Raw genomic sequence first — 16,945 nt, forward strand, 5'->3', positions numbered from 1 at the left:
TCTCAGTCTACTTACCTACACTAATTTTCATTGTAAGTAGTTATTTATTTTTAGGTATATACTTTTAAAATTTGAAAATCAAAATAAAAAGCGGAAAGAGGATTTTTCCGCTTACTTATTCTCTCGTTAAGACAAACTCCACCGAAAAACTATCATAACGATGAACTGAAATGGAGTACTCAAAAGCGATGCCTGTATCAAAATAAGCAATTTGCTCTGCCACTGCCACCGGATCTCCCGAATCCAATTCTAGATACTGTTGTTCGATTTCAGTCGCCTTTCGGACACTGACGCGTCGATGCCCACTTTGGATTTTCAAACCGAGATCTTCTTCAATATATTCATAAATGGACCCTTCAATATTGGCTTTTTTCAAACCAGGAATCAAATCGATAGGCATGTACATTTTTTCCATAACCAACGGCTTGCCATCAATGTGACGCACCCGATAAATATCATACACGAAAGTATCTTCCTGCATATTTAATTTATTTTTTACCAAGTTATCCGCTTCTATTACCTTAAACTCCAAAACTTTACTTTTAACTTCTTTTCCTGGATTGAGAGCAGTCGTCCCACGAAACTGATTAGCCACCGCAATTCGTTCTATTTCATCGGTCGCCAAATCCTTGACAAAAGTACCGGATCCACGACGTTTGATAATCAATCCCTCTGACACTAACATATCTAAGGCCTTTTTCACCGTCATCTTACTAGCGTCATATTCCACACAAAGATCTTTTTCGAAGGGAATTTGTTGATTTGCTTGATATACACCTTCCAGTATCTTCTTACGGATATCACTGGAAATAAGGATATATTTTTTCATCGTCATGTTACCTCCACTTATGGCTTATCCTAATATCTTATCCTATCTGCTACCGAATGGAAATAGCCAGCCACTGTCCTTTTGAAATTATTTATCTACTCGTCGTAAATGATACAGTTGAGACGCATAATCCCCCGGCAATTGACGGGACCAATAGTCTTTTGCTCGACCGACATAGTTGCCACCCATAATCAAGCCAATGCTAGAAAGATCCTTACCGGAACGTAATTGTGGCAGTTGATTGATTTGATAATTAGCTTCCAAATCTAAACCGGCCAATAATAAACGACGATAAGCCGGATTCGGTTTACCCAACACTTGATAATCCGCCACCAAAGCTTCACTCAAATCTTTTGAAACTACCATCCAACTACACTGGGTATTATCAAAAGGACTATTGAGACGATAAAAACGCCCCTCGTGGATCAATTCTCGGTATTCTTTAAAGGTGGCAATCGCTGCTTTTACCTGTTGTAGCTCTACATCTGACATCCTCGTAATATCCAACTCCAAACCATAAGTACCAAACATCGCTACCTGATTACGAAAAGTCAGTCCTGGCGAACGCCCTACTTGATGATTGGGAATCTGTGACAAATGACTACCGATACTAGCTAATGGGTAAACCATCGAAGCCCCGTATTGAATTTTCAAGCGTTCGACCCCATCAGTATCATCACTGGCCCAAGTCTGGGGTGCATAGTAGAGTAACCCAGGATCAAAACGGCCACCGCCACCAGCGCAGGATTCAATCAACAAATCGGGGTATTTTGCTAAGATTTTTTCATACAGGTCATAAACACCTAAAATGTAGCGATGGAACAACTCTCCTTGATTACCATCGGCGAGGTAATTGGAAAATGGTTCTGAAATATAACGATTCATATCCCATTTCAGGTATGTAATTTTGCCACAAGCAAGAACGCAATCGATTTGCTGGAAAATTGTCTCCACCACTTCTGGGTTGCTAAAATCCAAGACAAACTGATTCCGTCCATGAGAGATTTGCTTCTCAGAATTACCAATTACCCACTCAGGGTGCATCTCATACAAGGGTGTATCCGTAGAAATCATTTCGGGTTCAAACCACAGCCCAAATTCCAAACCTAATTGATTGATTTTCGTCGCAAAGGCAGAGATCCCCTCTGGTATTTTGGCTAGCTGTACCTGCCAATTACCTAAAGAGCCGTTATCACTATTCCGAGTACCAAACCAGCCGTCATCCAACACAAACAGATCCACACCGATTGCTGCTGCTTTTTCAGCGATTTGTAATAATTTCTCACTGTCAAAATCAAAATAAGTGGCTTCCCAATTGTTGATTAAAACAGGTCGTTGCTTATGAGACCAGCGAGGTGATATCAAGTGCTCTTGGAAAAAATGATGGAAGCTTTGACTCATACCATTAAAACCGGCCTCACTATACACCAGTACTGCTTCCGGTGTCAAAAATGTGCTTTTTGGAGTTAATTGCCAAGCAAATTCAAAAGGATTGATACCCATTTGAATTCGCAAAATGTCATAAGTATCCAGCTGCAAACGTGCCACAAAATTGCCACTATAAATTAAGCTAAAGCCATAGACCTTTCCTTGTTCTTCCGTCGCATTGGACTCACAAACAGCCATAAAAGGATTGTGGACATGACTGCTGGCTCCACGAGTACTGGCGACTTCTTGCACACCATAAGCAATGGAATTTCTACTAATCTGGGTTTCTCTCGCCCAAGCTCCATCCAAGTGTAGCCAATCATAGTGCTGATTTGGAAGATCCAGATTAAAACTCAGACAGTCCAATAACTCAAAGGTCGTCTCACTAGGATTGATGATCTTCATTTGTCTGGTCACTACAGATTCTTCACCAAACAAGGTATAGTAAAGCTCGACTTGCAAAGGTGAATAACGATCTTGCAAGGTGATAATTAAAGTCTCCCCCGCTTCACCAAAACTGCCAGGCAAGCCAGAAAGTGCCTGTTTTCCTAATTCAATCCGATAGTGTTGATAGGTAAAGTGACTAATACGATCTCCTTTTGGATAGCGTACCCGTAGCATGGGATAGCGAAAATCAGTGGTACCATAGAGGCCCACTTCTTGTTTGATATGTTCCAACGAAGTAGTGTAGTTTTGCTTGATTTGGTTGTTAGCGGGACGTATTTCTCTTTCAATCAAAAAATCATATTGATCATAAATAGGAATACTACTTCCAAAATAGAGTTGTTCCAAGACGTCTAACTCTTCCATTACCCGAAAAATATAACTAATGTTCTGATTTTTTAGGTGAAACTCTCTTCTTTCAGGATTGACACTAATCATGATTTATTCCTTCCATTTCACGAAATTTTTGCGAGCCTTTTTTCAGTAAATAGGCCACTCCGCCAGGAGCCACCAAGAAAAACAGCAAGGGACTGACCAGCAATAATAGGATCCAAAAGGCATAGGTCCCCAAGATGAAGCCATTTAGCAAACTGGGTCGTAATGTCTGAAGTAATAGCTGATACCCAATAGCAACAGGAGCTTCCTTCATTTCGTCATACGTCGCTGTTCCCAAGACCCAGTGTGCATTATAGAGTAAGAAAAGAAGCAAAGATAATCCCCCAGTAACTTTAAAAAACAAGCCTAGTGAAGTGCTACCGAGCCACGCACCAGATAAAAAGATCGCCAAGGACAAAAATACGCCCACAGATAGCACTTTTTCGCACAGTTTCGTAGGTGGTAGCTTCTTGGTTAGTCGACAGAGCTTTTCTTGTAAGGCTTCTGGATGGTCGACACAAAAAACTAACTTTTTATGGCTACTAACCCAGCCATAAATAAAGCCACCAGTGACTAACCAGCCCCAAAAATGCAAGGAACACTTTACTAGGACATAGAGTAATTCCACTGCAACTACTAATTTACTGGACTTCTCGGTCACCAGTAACCCTCCTTTTCCGGTAAGCTTATTTCACAGAACCAGCAACACCATTGTAAATGTATTTTTGCAAAGCCAAGAAGACAACCAAAATCGGTAAAATAACAATAATTACCCCGGCTAAGATCACTGGCCAGTTGGTTCCATAAGGGCCTTTGAATGCAAAGAGTGCCGTGGAGATCACTTTTAGTTTACGATCGGGCATATACAAGAATGGATTATAGAAATCATTGTAAACACCCACACCGCTGATGATTAGCATAGTGACAATAGGTGCCTTTAAGTTCGGTAAAATAATCCGCCAAAAGATACCAAAATAGTTGGCCCCGTCCAAATAGGCCGATTCGTCTAGAGAGACTGGGATTTCATCTAAGTATTGCAAAAAAACATAGATGGAAATCACATCTGTTCCCAAATTTAGTAAAATAACTGACCAAATCGTGTTGAACAAGCCAATTCCTTCAATGATTTGGAACGTCGCTACTTGACTAGTAATGCCAGGAATCAACATTGCCATCATAAACAAAGCCATAATCGGCTTTTTCAGTTTAAAATCAAAACGGCTCATAACATAGGCAAACATCGAGCCTAACAAAAGCTTACCTACCATACTAATTGAAAAAATAAGCAACGTATTTTTAAAACCTGTCAACATCTGACCATTGATAAACGCAGTTTTGTAATTACTAAAGTCCAATGACTTTGGTAGCGACAAGACACTGGTAGACAAAAATTCATTATTGGATTTGAAAGAGCCAATAAAAACTACCAGGATTGGTAGTACGGCAACCACTGCCCCGATAATCAAAATCAAATATTGAAGTATACGTCCGATAGAAAATTGTCTTTTCATCTTCTATGCCTCCTTCTCGCTAATAAATTTCCGTTGAATCAACGTCACCACTAAGACAATCACGAGTAAAATAACTGCCATCGCTGAAGCTAAACCAACTTTATTATACTTAAAGGCAGTATCGATGGTTTGGATTACAAAGGTCATGGTGCCGTTGGATCCTCCAGTCATAATATATGGAATATCAAAGACACTCAAGGAGCCGCTTATGCCCAAAATCAGATTTAGGAAGATGATTTTGCGAATACTCGGTACGATGATATAACGAAACTCATCCCAACGATTAGCCCCATCTATTTCGGCTGCTTCATAAACTTCTGGATTGACCGACTGGATTGCTCCTAAAAAAATCAAAAAGTTAAAGCCGGTATAACGCCACAAGGAAGTAAAGGCCAAAGAAATATTATTGATGGAGCGATCTCCTAACCATAGCCGAATTTGACTCTCCAAACCTAGCGCCGATAGCACTGTATCCAAAGTTCCATCACCTTTAAAGAAGTACAAGAAAATAAATCCAATTGCTACCCCATTTAGTAAATAAGGGAAAAACAAAATCCCCTTCCAAAAATTAGCAAATTTGACCTTAAAGGACAAAATCGTTGCAAACAATAAAGCGACACCCAATTGCAAAAAAGTTGCAAAGAAGTAATACAAGCTGGTTTTAAAAACGGTAAAGTATTTTGGATTGGTTAAGACTGTCTTGTAGTTATCTAGTCCGACAAATTTACTGTCTGGGGAATAACCATTCCACTCTGTCAAACTGTACTGGAACATCTTCACTAAAGGATAATAAGATAACATTAATAATAAAAATACCGGAATAATGGTAAAAGTAAAGATCAAGATTCTTTTTTCAGTTTTTTGGCTAAAACGGGATTTTTTCACCGTCTTATTCATGGTAAACTCTCCCTGTTTATTCATGTTGGCTCCTCCTTATTCTAAAACCCCTCATATCGACCACGGTCCGCAATCGCTATGTACTCCTGCAAAAGAAGTTACTACCAAGATAAGTTTTATTTACGACACTGTGCTTTTGCCTGGCACAAGTTGCCAGACAAAAGTTAGTGCCTACAATCAAAACTTTATTTGCTATCAATCAAAAGTCTTTTCCTAACTGCTAGGGTGACTTCTAAAAAAATTTTACTCTCCCACTTCTGCTATCGCATCTGACCAGCGTGTATTGAAGTCTTTCATAATAGCTTCGAAGCTTTCGTTAGAGTTACCAACTGCTGCATCGATGATTCGTTGCTTTTCAGCATCTGTCGTACCCAAACCTAGTTCAGATTGGTCATTGATTGAACTAAACAATGATTCTTTTCCGGCTGGTGCTGGATTTTCTTCAATTAACTCAACCCCAGCATCTTGTGCAGCCTTCAATGATTCTGGATAATCTGCTCCAATTTTTGCTGACAAGCCCCCGTTTTCTTCCGCGTAGTCTGATTCATTGACTAACCAGTCGATCAACTTGCGCGCCGCTTCTTTGTGCTTACTATGAACGTTGATCCCATAGTTATAATCTGCTCCAATTGGCAAATATTGTTTACCATCCTCGGCAGTCATTGGAAATGGTTGGAAGATAATGTCCTCAGCAGTATCAGCATTGATGTCTTTGATTTGTGGTACCGCCCAACTTCCCAAAACCATGATCCCAATCTTACCATTAGCCATATCTACTTTTGATTGTTCCCAATCAGATGTAGTTGGGTCAGCCTCAATCAACCCTTGATTGCTAACATCGTATAGGGTTTTATAAATCGTATTCATCACTTTACCCGCTGCAAATGGCTCTTTGTCTGAAGTCATCTTATTGGTAAAGTCTTTATCACCAGAAGCACCACTGCGAACAAAGTCCCAGTTTGATAATGTCCAACCAGCCGCATAGTTAGTATATAGCGGCATCACATCAGTATTTTTTTCTTTGATTGTTTTTAATGCTGCTACAAAATCTTCTGGTGTTTGTGGAAATTCGTCAATACCAGCATCTTTGAAGACCTTTTGATTGACCACCATCCCAGTGGCGTTCATCTGTGACGGTAAGCCATAACTCGTGCCATCATAGGACCGATCATTTAAACCCATATACTCTTTGCTGAGCTCTTCCTTTTTACCAAGTGGTTCAAAAAAGTTCCCATAATCTTCTGGCTTGATATCTCCTGGAATCATCAAAACATCCCCATATTCTTCACTATTCATCCGGGTTTTAATTTGGCCAGCATAGTCTGTAATCGTTTGAATTTCTACTTTGATATCCGGGTACTTCTCATTGAATTTTGTCATGTATTCATCCCATTTTCCATTGGTTTCCCAGTCGGTTTTGTGGTTGATGAAGGTAATGGTCTCAGTTTTCCCACCATCCTTGTCATTAGCTGAATCTTTGTTGTTTCCACATGCCCCTAGAACTAAACCTGCTACTCCCAAGACGATCATTGAACCTAGCATTTTTTTCTTCATGTTACTTCCTCCTATAAATTAATAAAGTGCTGTTACCAAAAACTGTTCATGGCCTGTTACGTCAGAAATGGAAAACGATTACATAAATATAATACTACATTCCCATTTCAAAGTATATACTTTTATATATATTGTTTTGTACTTTTGTAAAATTCTCGAATGATCGCCGCAGCCGGTTTACCGTAAACCCCGTAATCGTCGTCTTTGAGCGCCATCTCTCGCGAATATAACCGCGCCTTCCAGTCCCAAATACCAAAGCCTTGAATCCAGTTTCTCTTGTCACAAGCAGTAAACATCTTTTCAAACCATCGTGATTGCGCTATCATGCTAACTTCCCCTGAAAAACTCCAATCATTGGGTAGATATTGACTTCCTTCACGACTTGGACAACCCACTTCACAAAAGAAGAAAGGTTTTTGGTAGTGATTTACCACTTGTTCAATCCGATCCAATTCTTGTTCCCATTTGTCAATCGGATAATAGCCTGATGAAGAGATGACATCTACAGCATCCCACCAAGTTAGATTATTTTCTTGATACTTGTCACAATTATAAGTTAGTAGACCATTGTAATGCTGTCGAATCTGGGAAATAGTTTCCCGCCACTGAGCTTCCCGTCGATCACTATTAACCAATTCACAGCCGATTACCAACATGACACACCCTGTCTCTTCAGCGAGTTTTGCATAGTGATTCAGGTATTCACGATAGGAATCAAACCATTGGCTCCAAGTCGGCTCGCAGGGAACATCGTAATCAAAAAAATTGATGTGCGCTCGCCACGTACCATCTGCCACATTGACCATGGGTTTCAAGATTACTTTCAACCCGATTCCCTGAGCGTAAGCGATCATCCCTTTCACTTCTGCATCTATTAAAACGTTGTCACTTTGCCAATCGATTTTGGTAGACTGAGGATGAGCTTGTGTGACAGTAATTGGTAATATCACATGACTTGCAGCTAACTCTTCTTTCATCATGCGTAATGATTCTCGACTCATTGGATCTTGCCAGTCTCCCCGTTGGCTCATAAACCCAAAAGTTATCCCATTGATAGTTTCCATCTTTTCACTTCTCCACGTTTTATTTTGTAATCGATTTCAATTCTATATTATAAAGGACGAAGAAGAAAAAAACAACAAAAATATATACTTTTGATTATAATGATTTATACAATATGATATAGTAAATATAATAAAATTGGAGGTCTTTTTTGGATAAGAAAAAATTGTACACGCAGCTCACTCAAAAAATCATCCCCTTCTGGCAAGGTAAGATGGATCTAATTCATGATGGTTTTTACGGTCGTCGGGATAAGATCCCACTACTAATAAGAGCTGCTTGATGAACGCCCGGTATTTATGGAGTTTTAGTCATTGCTGCCGCATTTTGCAAGACAAATCCTTAACTGAGTCTTTTTTAGCTAGCCTAAAGACTGCTGCGAATCCTGCCTATGAATTTTTCCGGTAAGTCTGTTGGGACCAGGAAAACCCAGGGGATCTTCTGGGAGCTAACCGCAACTGAAATACTCTCTGATCCCAATAAAACCACTTATGCTAATAGTTTTGCCCTCTATGTTCTTAGCGAGTATTACTTAGACTTTCATGATCTGTCTGCATTAAAAATGGCAACCACGCTCTTTAGTTTTCTCGAAAAGAAGTCTTATGACCCTCTTACAAATGGTTATCAGGAGGATTTTTCCCACAACTGGTAGCCCGTTCCCTCCCAATCAATCGGACCCAGCGATTTGCCAGATCTAGACTTTACCACTAATACCCATTTGCACTTTTTAGAGGCATACATAAATTTCTACATGACGACGCCAACATTCGATGTAAAAACTACCTTGCAAAGATTACTCATTGTCTTTACAGATAAGATTGCGACCCCAGCAAACTGCCTCCAATTTTTCAATGCTGATTGGTGTCCTCTAAGCCAAGAAATCAGTTTTAGCCATGACATTGAAACCATTTGGGTATTGCAACGGACTTTGACTGTTACTGGTATCAAAGATGTGCAAGTCAGTCAATTTATTGAAAATCTTGGCACTCAAGTAGCTACCAAAGGCTTCGATAACAACAAAATCATTTGTGATCATTCAAATACCCTTCAAACCTCGACTCGAAAAACTTGGTGGACGCTAGCAGAAGCAATCATCGGCTTTTACAACCTGTATCAATTAACTAATAGTAAGGTCTATTATGAATTGGCTACTCACCACTTCGAAATGGTAGAATGAAACTTTGTGGATACTCGATCTAACAGTGAATGGTATGCCTACCTCATCAATGATGGACACCAGATTCTACAGAAGATATCGCCAACGCTTGGAAAGGCCCCTTACCATACCTGTCGTATGTACACAGAAACAATTGCACGCCTATCTAGGTAAGAAAAACAGGACGACCTGACTTCTAGAGAATCATTCGAATTGTAGTGACATCGCAAAAAGCCAACTAAAGAACAGTTGGCTTTTTGATAGTTTATTTTAGTAATTTCTGCTTAGATGCAAATATATGCGCAAATGGTTCTTTAGCTCTTGGTTATCCTTAATACTACAACCTAATTGATTCTCTCCAGCAACTCCACCCTATTTTTCATAATTTTTGAATTAAAATAAAGGTAATCCCTTTTAATTTTCTATCTTTATTTCAATATCAGAATTTATTATTTTAAATTTTTACATACCTGTTTATGAAAAACTAAATAATCTGTCAAAAAAATATGATTGTTCATTTCTAAATATGTTTTCCAATTTTAAAATCTTTTTTAGCATTTTTGTTTCCTTTTCATATGGTTTTTCGTTGTTAATAGTGACTAGGATGATATTCCTATTTTGACCATTGACAATTAAATATAATTTTTGAATAACGTTCCCTGCTATTCGAGCTAAGAATTCAAGTACGCCATGACCTATTTAGCGATAACTACTTAGAGATTTCTTTTTGTTTTGGGAAGACAAAATGCCACGACAATAGCAGTAGATAATGATACTTCCGTAAGGCTCGCCGTAAACTGGGGAGAGGTGAAATTCCTATGTGCTTACCCAAGGCAATTCAAAAATTTTAGTTCATTTATAAGGGGATGATTTTATTAAATCAATAGTCTATCTAAACAAAAAACAAACCTGTGAGTTTTTAGGAATTGATAACAATACTTTAGATAAATGGATTCGTATATATAATTTTCCCGTAATAAAAATAGACGGTATAATTCGCTTTGATGTAGAAGATATCAAAGGCTTTATGGATACGTTCAAAAAGATTTGAATTTTACTTTTGACTGCATATACTAAAAGTAGCGAAATATACTGCCTTACTTTTTTATTAAGGAGTGAGGAAGTTGCCTACGAAGCTTTCAAATGGAAAATATAAAACTAATTTGAGATATCCAAAAAAATTTAAAGAAATTACAGGTATCAGTTCAGAAAAATTCCAAAAAACTTTTCCAACTAGGCAATTGGCTATTAAAGCCGAAAATGAAATGAAAAAGAAAATCGCAAAAGTCTTAAGAGAGGAGAATGCAAATTCATTAGAGCTCAAAGGTCAAATAAAATTCAAGGAGTTTTATAAATCTAAATGGCTTCCTAGATATGAGTTAGGGCAAACTACTAGATCCCATAAAGCTCCAAGCGATATAACCATCATTAATACAAAGAATTTATTTCGATTGCATATTCTGCCTATATTTGGTGAGTATGCCATGAGCTATCTTAATGCAAATACCGAAATAATATCAGATGAACTCACAAAAAAGTCGAAGGAATATGCAAACATAAAAATCATTAAATGCTATGTTCGTTCCATGTTTGATATTGCAGAGGTTCTAAATTATATTGAATTTAATCGTACAACAAAAATAATTCAAAGTATTACTGCACCTAAGAAAGTTGCTCTGGAAGAAAAAAGAATACGAGAAGGAAAACAAGCTTTATCTTCGAAAGAACTCACTGATTGGTTAGACGCTGTAAGAGATGATTTCAATGATCAATTACTTTCCTTTCACGATTACACTCTTTTTATGCTTACTTTATATCTTGGGGATAGAAAGAGTGAGACCTATGCTTTGCAATGGAAATACATTGATTTTGAAAACCAAACAGTCCGTCTTAAATATGCCTTGGATAAACACACAAAAAAGAAATTTACAAAAGGTCGAAAAGATACTATTATCCAAGTTCCGGAAATTGTAATGACACTATTGCAAGAATGGAAATCAGTGCAAGCTGAACAACTATTGAAGTTGAAAATTAAACAGACACCTGACCAATATCTTTTTAGTTACTCCAAACCTTCTGGTGAAGTAAATTGTCCAGTCCATACTGATTACTTAAATTATCGAATTAATTCTATAAAAAAAAGACATCCCCATTTGGTTCATTTAACTCCTCATAAACTTCGACATACTTACGCAACTTTAGCTAGACAAGGTGGGGCTGATATGAATCAAATTTCTAACGCTTTGACACATTCAGGTATTTCAACTACAAAAATTTATGTGAATACACCTGATTTAGTTGATAAAGCTGTGTTCGAAGCGTTTCAGCGAGGATTACAAAAATCTAATTAATGTGTTCTAGAATGTGTTCTAAATATAAAAAAAAGACACTTTCCAAATAATTGGAAAGCGTCTTGAACGTTGATATATAAAGGATATTAACGTTTTGAGAATTGAGATGCTTTACGAGCTTTCTTAAGACCTGGTTTTTTACGTTCAACCATACGTGCGTCACGAGTAAGTAAGCCAGCACGTTTAAGAGCTAAACGGAAATCAGGATCAACTTGTAACAATGCGCGTGCGATACCGTGACGGATTGCACCTGATTGTCCAGCGTATCCACCACCATTTACGTTTACAAAAACATCGTATGAACCTTTAGTTTCTGTAACGCCGAATGGTTGGTTGATTACTTCACGTAAGTCTGCGTGTGGGATGTATTCTTCAACATCTTTTTTGTTAACAGTAATTTTACCAGTACCTGGTACTAAACGTACGCGGGCTACTGCATTTTTACGACGGCCAGTGCCGATATATTGAGCTTGTGCCAATGAAATTCCCTCCTATTAGATTAAGTTTGTGATGTCCAATACTTCTGGTTGTTGTGCAGCATGTGGGTGTTCAGCGCCAGCATAAACATGAAGTTTCATTCCTTGTTTACGGCCTAAAGTGTTTTTAGGAAGCATACCTTTTACAGAAGTTTCGATCAAACGACGAGAATTTTTAGCACGTAATTCTCCAGCAGAGACTGATTTCAATCCTCCTGGGAAGTTTGAGTGACGGTAATAAATTTTATCGCTTGCTTTGTTACCTGTTAATTTGATTTTTTCTGCATTAATGACGATTACGAAATCGCCTGTATCCACATGAGGTGTGAATGTTGGTTTATTTTTACCACGTAAGACAGATGCTACTACTGCTGAAAGACGACCCATAGGAACATCTGTTGCATCTACTACGTACCATTTACGTTCTACTTCGCCTGGTTTGGCCATATATGTTGTACGCACAATTTTTTCCTCCAATTCAATTTCACGAATGTTTGACATACACTTGAGTTTCCGGGGCTCTTGTGGGGCAAACAATACCATATAACATAATACCTTCTATAAAGCCTAATGTCAACGTAATTCCGCCTCTTTTTGAAAATTTTCTCCATTCATTTTCTGCCATTTTCTCTGAAAAACGAAACTTGTTGTTGCAGGCTTCTAAAACTGAATAACTTTATGAATATTATGTATAAACTTTCATTAACAAAGTGAGCATCCACTTCTTTTCCTTAACCATCGATAATAGTATAAAAACCTGATAATCGCCACTTTTATGTATAAATATTTAAATTTTCCCTTGATTTATTATTTTTATTCTGATAAGATAGCTTCAATCACTTGAAAACACGCGGAAAAGGAGTTAATAAGTATGAAAGAAAAAGTAATATTGGCCTATTCTGGAGGATTAGATACCTCCGTTTCAATTAAATGGTTAACGGACCAAGGATATGATGTGGTGGCTTGCTGCCTAGACATCGGTGAAGGTCGCGACACCCAATCCATTAAAGACAAAGCATTGGCAGTTGGCGCGATTGAATCTTATGCCATCGATGCCCGCGAAGAATTCGCCCAAGATTTTGCTTTGATTGCTTTACAAGGCAATACTTTTTATGAAAATTCTTATCCTCTTGTTTCCGCTTTGTCTCGTCCATTGATTGCCAAGAAATTGGTGGAGTTGGCATTAGCGACTGGCGCAACGACCGTCGCCCACGGCTGTACCGGTAAAGGCAACGACCAAGTTCGGTTTGAAGTAGCGATCGCTGCTTTAGCCCCTCACTTGAAAGTCATCGCACCGGTTCGGGAATGGAAATGGTCCCGGGAAGAAGAGATTGCCTATGCGGCTGAAAAAGGAGTGCCGATTCCCGCTGATTTGGACAATCCGTATTCCATCGATCAAAACTTGTGGGGACGTGCCTGTGAGTGTGGCGTCTTAGAAGATCCTTGGGCAACGCCGCCAAAAGGGGCCTACGCCATCACGCAAGAATTAGAAGATACTCCTGACGTACCAACGATCGTTGAGATCACCTTTGATCAAGGGGTACCGACCGCCATTGATGGTGAGACGATGAATCTAGCAGAATTGATCATGAAACTAAACCGGGTGGCTGGCGAGCATGGCGTTGGTCGGATCGACCATATCGAAAATCGTCTGGTGGGGATCAAATCACGGGAAGTTTATGAATGTCCGGGAGCGATCGCTTTGATGACGGCTCATAAAGAGTTGGAAGATTTGGTCTTTGTACGGGAATTGGCACATTTCAAACCAATCATCGAGCAGCAATTAGCGCAAGTCATCTATGACGGCTTATGGTTCAATCCATTGACGGAAGCCTTGATTACCTTCCTGAAAAGCACGCAAGTCTACGTCAACGGGATCGTGCGTTTGAAATTATTCAAAGGCAACGTCATCTGTGAAGGACGGAAATCTGAAAACAGCCTGTACGATGAAAACTTAGCAACGTATACTTCTGCAGATACCTTCGATCAGCATGCGGCCATCGGCTTCATCAAGTTATGGGGACTGCCAAGCAAAGTGCACGCAGAGATCCAAGCACAACAGCAACTAACAGAAACATTGATTTAATTATGCACGGCTGAAGCTGCCGCTTCAGCCGTAATCTTTTTTTGAGGTGAGAATATGGCAAAATTATGGGGCGGACGTTTCGATGGGAAAAATGAAGCATGGATCGATGCTTTTGGGGCTTCCATCACGTTTGATCAAAAGTTAGCAAAACAAGACATTCTTGGTAGTTTGGCACATGTCAAAATGCTGGTCCATACGGGCATCATCAGTCAAACCGATGGCGAAGCGATCATTGACGGCTTGACCACGATTCAGCAGCAATTAGCCGCTGGCGAGTTGACCTTCACGATTGAAAATGAGGACATCCATTTAAACATCGAGACATTCTTGCATGAATTGATTGGACCAGTGGCAGGCAAATTGCATACTGCCCGTAGTCGTAATGACCAAGTGGCGACCGATATGCATTTGTATTTGAAAGAAGTCGTGCAAGAGGTGATCACTTTGATCGCTGAATTGCGAGAAGCGCTGGTTTTACAAGCCGAAGCCAACATCTACACCATCATGCCCGGTTATACCCATCTGCAGCATGCACAGCCGATTTCTTTTGCCCATCACCTCTTAGCCTATTACAGTATGCTGACGCGTGACCAAGAGCGTTTCAGTGAGAGTTTGAGCCGCATCGATGTGATGCCTTTAGGCAGTGCCGCTTTGGCAGGAACTACCTTCCCTATCGATCGTGCTTTCACCGCTCAAGAGTTAGGGTTCAGCAATATTTACAGCAACAGCCTAGATGCGGTCAGCGATCGTGATTTTATCTTGGAATTTTTAAGCAACGCCTCTTTATTGATGATGCATCTGTCTCGTTTTTGTGAAGAGCTGATTCTTTGGTGCAGCCACGAGTACCAATTTGTGGAGCTGACCGATACCTTCTCCACCGGCAGCTCCATCATGCCTCAAAAGAAAAACCCTGACATGGCGGAGCTGATCCGTGGAAAAACAGGACGTGTCTATGGGAACCTCTTTGGTCTTTTGACGGTCATGAAGGGCTTGCCGCTGGCGTACAACAAAGATTTCCAAGAAGACAAAGAAGGCATGTTTGACAGCGCCGAAACCATCACGAAAAGCTTGCAGATCATGACGGGCATGATCGCAACGATGAAAGTCAATCAAGCACGGATGCAAGAATCCACTGAAAAGGATTTTTCCAACGCAACAGAATTAGCGGATTACTTAGCTGGAAAAGGCGTGCCTTTCAGACAAGCCCATGAGATCGTCGGCAAACTCGTCAGCGAGTGTTTGAGCAAAGGCATCTATCTGCAAGATGTTTCCTTGGAAGAATACCAAGCGATCCATCCTGCCATCGACAGCGATATTTTTGAAAAACTTGACTCCTATACCGCCGTCAAAAATCGGCATTCTTATGGCGGCACCGGTTTTGATCAAGTGGCACAGCAAATTGAAGCCGCCAAAACATTATTGGCGGGCAAGTAAAAAAACCAGCGAAGAAAATTCTTCGCTGGTTTTTTTGTTGATTAATGACGTACGCGAGATTTCGCTGGATCGATCAATGGCGCTTCGCCTAAGTGCGCTTGGATCATCCAAATACGTTTTTCGATGGCTGTTTTGAAGCCGATGAAGATATCTTGGGTTGGATCGTCGCCTTCTTCACCAGATACTTCGATCCCTTTTTGGTATAAGTCCGCTAAGTAACGGTAGCCTTCCACCAATGTAGCTAAGCGTTCTGGAATCGTGCGGTCCCAGTTGCCGACTTCATCAGGGATTTGAGTGTGTTCTGCCATTTCACGCAAAGTTGAATATGGTGAACCGTCTAATGTAATCAAGCGTTCAGAAACTTCATCCAATTGCTCATTTAGATCATCCATGAATTCGTCCATCATTGGATGCAATGTCAAAAAGCCAGGTCCACGCATGTACCAGTGTGTTTGGTGAACGACCATAGCCATTTGGCTTAAATCAGCAACAAGTTGGTTTAATACTTCTTTTGTTTGTTCAAATTTCATAACGATTCCTCCTCTAAATTATCTATTTTAAGGATAATACGAAACAAATAAAAAGTACAACAAAATCATCTATTTGAGAAAATTTCTCACTCTCTTACGTATTTCTTTATAAGGAGGATCGAAAAATGACGATTTTCGTGTTTTTTTAGGCGCTTTACTCGGCTTCTTTTGGCTTTTGCTCTTACAAACCCTGTTTTGGAATCCGCCCAAAAGTGATTCTCGTTCTCATTACCAGAAGGTGAACAAAGTTTCGGATAACCATTGGTTTTTTCGCCTTCCTACAAGATGGCTTTCACCCCTACTTTATTGGGCCTTCACCTGCTTGTGCTATGGCGGACTTTGCGGGGTTGCCTTTCATGCTTCCGAGAGCTTCCTGGCTTTTGTCTGGCTGACCAGTGCCTTTTTACTCAGCTTGACCGACTTGATAGACTATAGCGTCTACCCGCAACTGCTGTACCCCGCCCACCTACTGCTAGCGCTGGCACAGCTTAGAAGCGGCGCTTCTTTTCAATGGCTGTCTTTAGGCTTACTGGTTCCACTGGTCTTTTTTGTCTGGCAGGAAAAAATGGGCGGCGGCGATCTCTTAGTGCTGGCAGGCTGGAGTATTTGGCTAGCGCCAACGAACCTTTTGGCCCTCTTACTAGTAGCCAGCAGTCTTGGTCTTCTCGCTTTTTTTAGCTATCAAGGCATCTGGAAGAAACGATTGGCGCAGTTGCCCTTCGTTCCCTTCTTGAGTCTTGGTTTGCTGATTGTTCGCTTTCTAGTGTTTCATACTTTTGACGCTTTTTTTCTTTGAAGTGAAGAAAAACAGG

15 protein-coding genes are annotated in these 16,945 nt (G+C 39.9%); 5 read left to right on the forward strand and 10 right to left on the reverse strand.

The features are described from left to right. Positions 1-115: 115 nt before the first annotated feature. From CO692_RS07440 to CO692_RS07470, 7 genes are all read right to left on the reverse strand, one after another. Complete coding sequence (locus CO692_RS07440) at positions 116-829, reverse strand: GntR family transcriptional regulator (protein ID WP_003128923.1); 714 nt, start codon at positions 827-829, stop codon at positions 116-118. An 87-nt stretch (positions 830-916) separates the two neighbouring features. Beyond that, the gene (locus tag CO692_RS07445; RefSeq protein ID WP_002372637.1) at positions 917-3,139 is read right to left on the reverse strand and encodes an alpha-galactosidase; all 2,223 of its coding nucleotides are present in this window, start codon (positions 3,137-3,139) and stop codon (positions 917-919) included. Further along, positions 3,132-3,737, reverse strand: coding sequence for a hypothetical protein (locus CO692_RS07450; RefSeq protein WP_002320611.1), 606 nt, complete (start codon positions 3,735-3,737; stop codon positions 3,132-3,134). The genes CO692_RS07445 and CO692_RS07450 overlap by 8 nt, the downstream gene beginning before the upstream one ends. 25 nt (positions 3,738-3,762) lie before the next feature. Next, on the reverse strand, positions 3,763-4,587 hold the full coding sequence (locus tag CO692_RS07455) for a carbohydrate ABC transporter permease (protein ID WP_002320610.1): 825 nt from the start codon (positions 4,585-4,587) through the stop codon (positions 3,763-3,765). 3 nt (positions 4,588-4,590) lie between these two features. Then, positions 4,591-5,508, reverse strand: coding sequence for a carbohydrate ABC transporter permease (locus CO692_RS07460; protein WP_002320609.1), 918 nt, complete (start codon positions 5,506-5,508; stop codon positions 4,591-4,593). Between the two features lie 219 nt (positions 5,509-5,727). Beyond that, positions 5,728-7,038, reverse strand: coding sequence for an ABC transporter substrate-binding protein (locus CO692_RS07465; protein WP_003128918.1), 1,311 nt, complete (start codon positions 7,036-7,038; stop codon positions 5,728-5,730). A 122-nt stretch (positions 7,039-7,160) separates the two neighbouring features. Continuing rightward, on the reverse strand, positions 7,161-8,102 hold the full coding sequence (locus tag CO692_RS07470; RefSeq protein ID WP_002372634.1) for a glycoside hydrolase family 113: 942 nt from the start codon (positions 8,100-8,102) through the stop codon (positions 7,161-7,163). A gap of 749 nt (positions 8,103-8,851) precedes the next feature. Here CO692_RS07470 and CO692_RS07480 point away from each other — a divergent pair. Then, the gene (locus CO692_RS07480; protein WP_002372632.1) at positions 8,852-9,277 is read left to right on the forward strand and encodes a hypothetical protein; all 426 of its coding nucleotides are present in this window, start codon (positions 8,852-8,854) and stop codon (positions 9,275-9,277) included. A 1,103-nt stretch (positions 9,278-10,380) separates the two neighbouring features. Further along, on the forward strand, positions 10,381-11,607 hold the full coding sequence (locus CO692_RS07490; protein WP_010729769.1) for a tyrosine-type recombinase/integrase: 1,227 nt from the start codon (positions 10,381-10,383) through the stop codon (positions 11,605-11,607). Between the two features lie 86 nt (positions 11,608-11,693). On the opposite strand, the gene rpsI is transcribed toward CO692_RS07490, so the two are convergent. Both rpsI and rplM read right to left on the reverse strand, forming a co-directional pair. Beyond that, positions 11,694-12,086 (reverse strand): 30S ribosomal protein S9, encoded by a 393-nt coding sequence (gene rpsI, locus CO692_RS07495; protein WP_003128901.1) that lies wholly within the window; start codon positions 12,084-12,086, stop codon positions 11,694-11,696. Positions 12,087-12,101: 15 nt separating this feature from the next. Next, the gene (gene rplM, locus CO692_RS07500; RefSeq protein ID WP_301280258.1) at positions 12,102-12,548 is read right to left on the reverse strand and encodes a 50S ribosomal protein L13; all 447 of its coding nucleotides are present in this window, start codon (positions 12,546-12,548) and stop codon (positions 12,102-12,104) included. A 406-nt stretch (positions 12,549-12,954) separates the two neighbouring features. Between rplM and CO692_RS07505 the strand changes: the two genes are divergently transcribed. Then, the gene (locus CO692_RS07505) at positions 12,955-14,169 is read left to right on the forward strand and encodes an argininosuccinate synthase (protein WP_005230386.1); all 1,215 of its coding nucleotides are present in this window, start codon (positions 12,955-12,957) and stop codon (positions 14,167-14,169) included. Positions 14,170-14,223: 54 nt separating this feature from the next. Then, positions 14,224-15,603, forward strand: a complete 1,380-nt coding sequence (argH, locus tag CO692_RS07510) for an argininosuccinate lyase (RefSeq protein WP_096741958.1) — start codon at positions 14,224-14,226, stop codon at positions 15,601-15,603. A 41-nt stretch (positions 15,604-15,644) separates the two neighbouring features. Here argH and CO692_RS07515 read toward each other — a convergent pair whose 3' ends face one another. Further along, a complete protein-coding gene (locus CO692_RS07515; protein ID WP_005230382.1) occupies positions 15,645-16,133 on the reverse strand; it encodes a Dps family protein in 489 nt (162 codons plus the stop codon). A gap of 322 nt (positions 16,134-16,455) precedes the next feature. Between CO692_RS07515 and CO692_RS07520 the strand changes: the two genes are divergently transcribed. Further along, a complete protein-coding gene (locus CO692_RS07520) occupies positions 16,456-16,929 on the forward strand; it encodes a prepilin peptidase (RefSeq protein WP_226818280.1) in 474 nt (157 codons plus the stop codon). Positions 16,930-16,945 lie beyond the last annotated feature (16 nt).

Source organism: Enterococcus sp. FDAARGOS_375 (genome assembly GCF_002393265.1).
Taxonomy (GTDB): domain Bacteria; phylum Bacillota; class Bacilli; order Lactobacillales; family Enterococcaceae; genus Enterococcus_D; species Enterococcus_D innesii.

Excerpts from the sequence above, each read along its gene's own strand:
- CO692_RS07440 (WP_003128923.1), bottom strand. The coding sequence starts at position 829 with ATGAAAAAATATATCCTTATTTCCAGTGATATCCGTAAGAAGATACTG.
- CO692_RS07445 (WP_002372637.1), bottom strand. The coding sequence starts at position 3,139 with ATGATTAGTGTCAATCCTGAAAGAAGAGAGTTTCACCTAAAAAATCAG.
- CO692_RS07455 (WP_002320610.1), bottom strand. The coding sequence starts at position 4,587 with ATGAAAAGACAATTTTCTATCGGACGTATACTTCAATATTTGATTTTG.
- CO692_RS07460 (WP_002320609.1), bottom strand. The coding sequence starts at position 5,508 with ATGAATAAACAGGGAGAGTTTACCATGAATAAGACGGTGAAAAAATCC.
- CO692_RS07465 (WP_003128918.1), bottom strand. The coding sequence starts at position 7,038 with ATGAAGAAAAAAATGCTAGGTTCAATGATCGTCTTGGGAGTAGCAGGT.
- CO692_RS07470 (WP_002372634.1), bottom strand. The coding sequence starts at position 8,102 with ATGGAAACTATCAATGGGATAACTTTTGGGTTTATGAGCCAACGGGGA.
- CO692_RS07480 (WP_002372632.1), top strand. The coding sequence starts at position 8,852 with ATGACGACGCCAACATTCGATGTAAAAACTACCTTGCAAAGATTACTC.
- CO692_RS07505 (WP_005230386.1), top strand. The coding sequence starts at position 12,955 with ATGAAAGAAAAAGTAATATTGGCCTATTCTGGAGGATTAGATACCTCC.
- argH (WP_096741958.1), top strand. The coding sequence starts at position 14,224 with ATGGCAAAATTATGGGGCGGACGTTTCGATGGGAAAAATGAAGCATGG.
- CO692_RS07515 (WP_005230382.1), bottom strand. The coding sequence starts at position 16,133 with ATGAAATTTGAACAAACAAAAGAAGTATTAAACCAACTTGTTGCTGAT.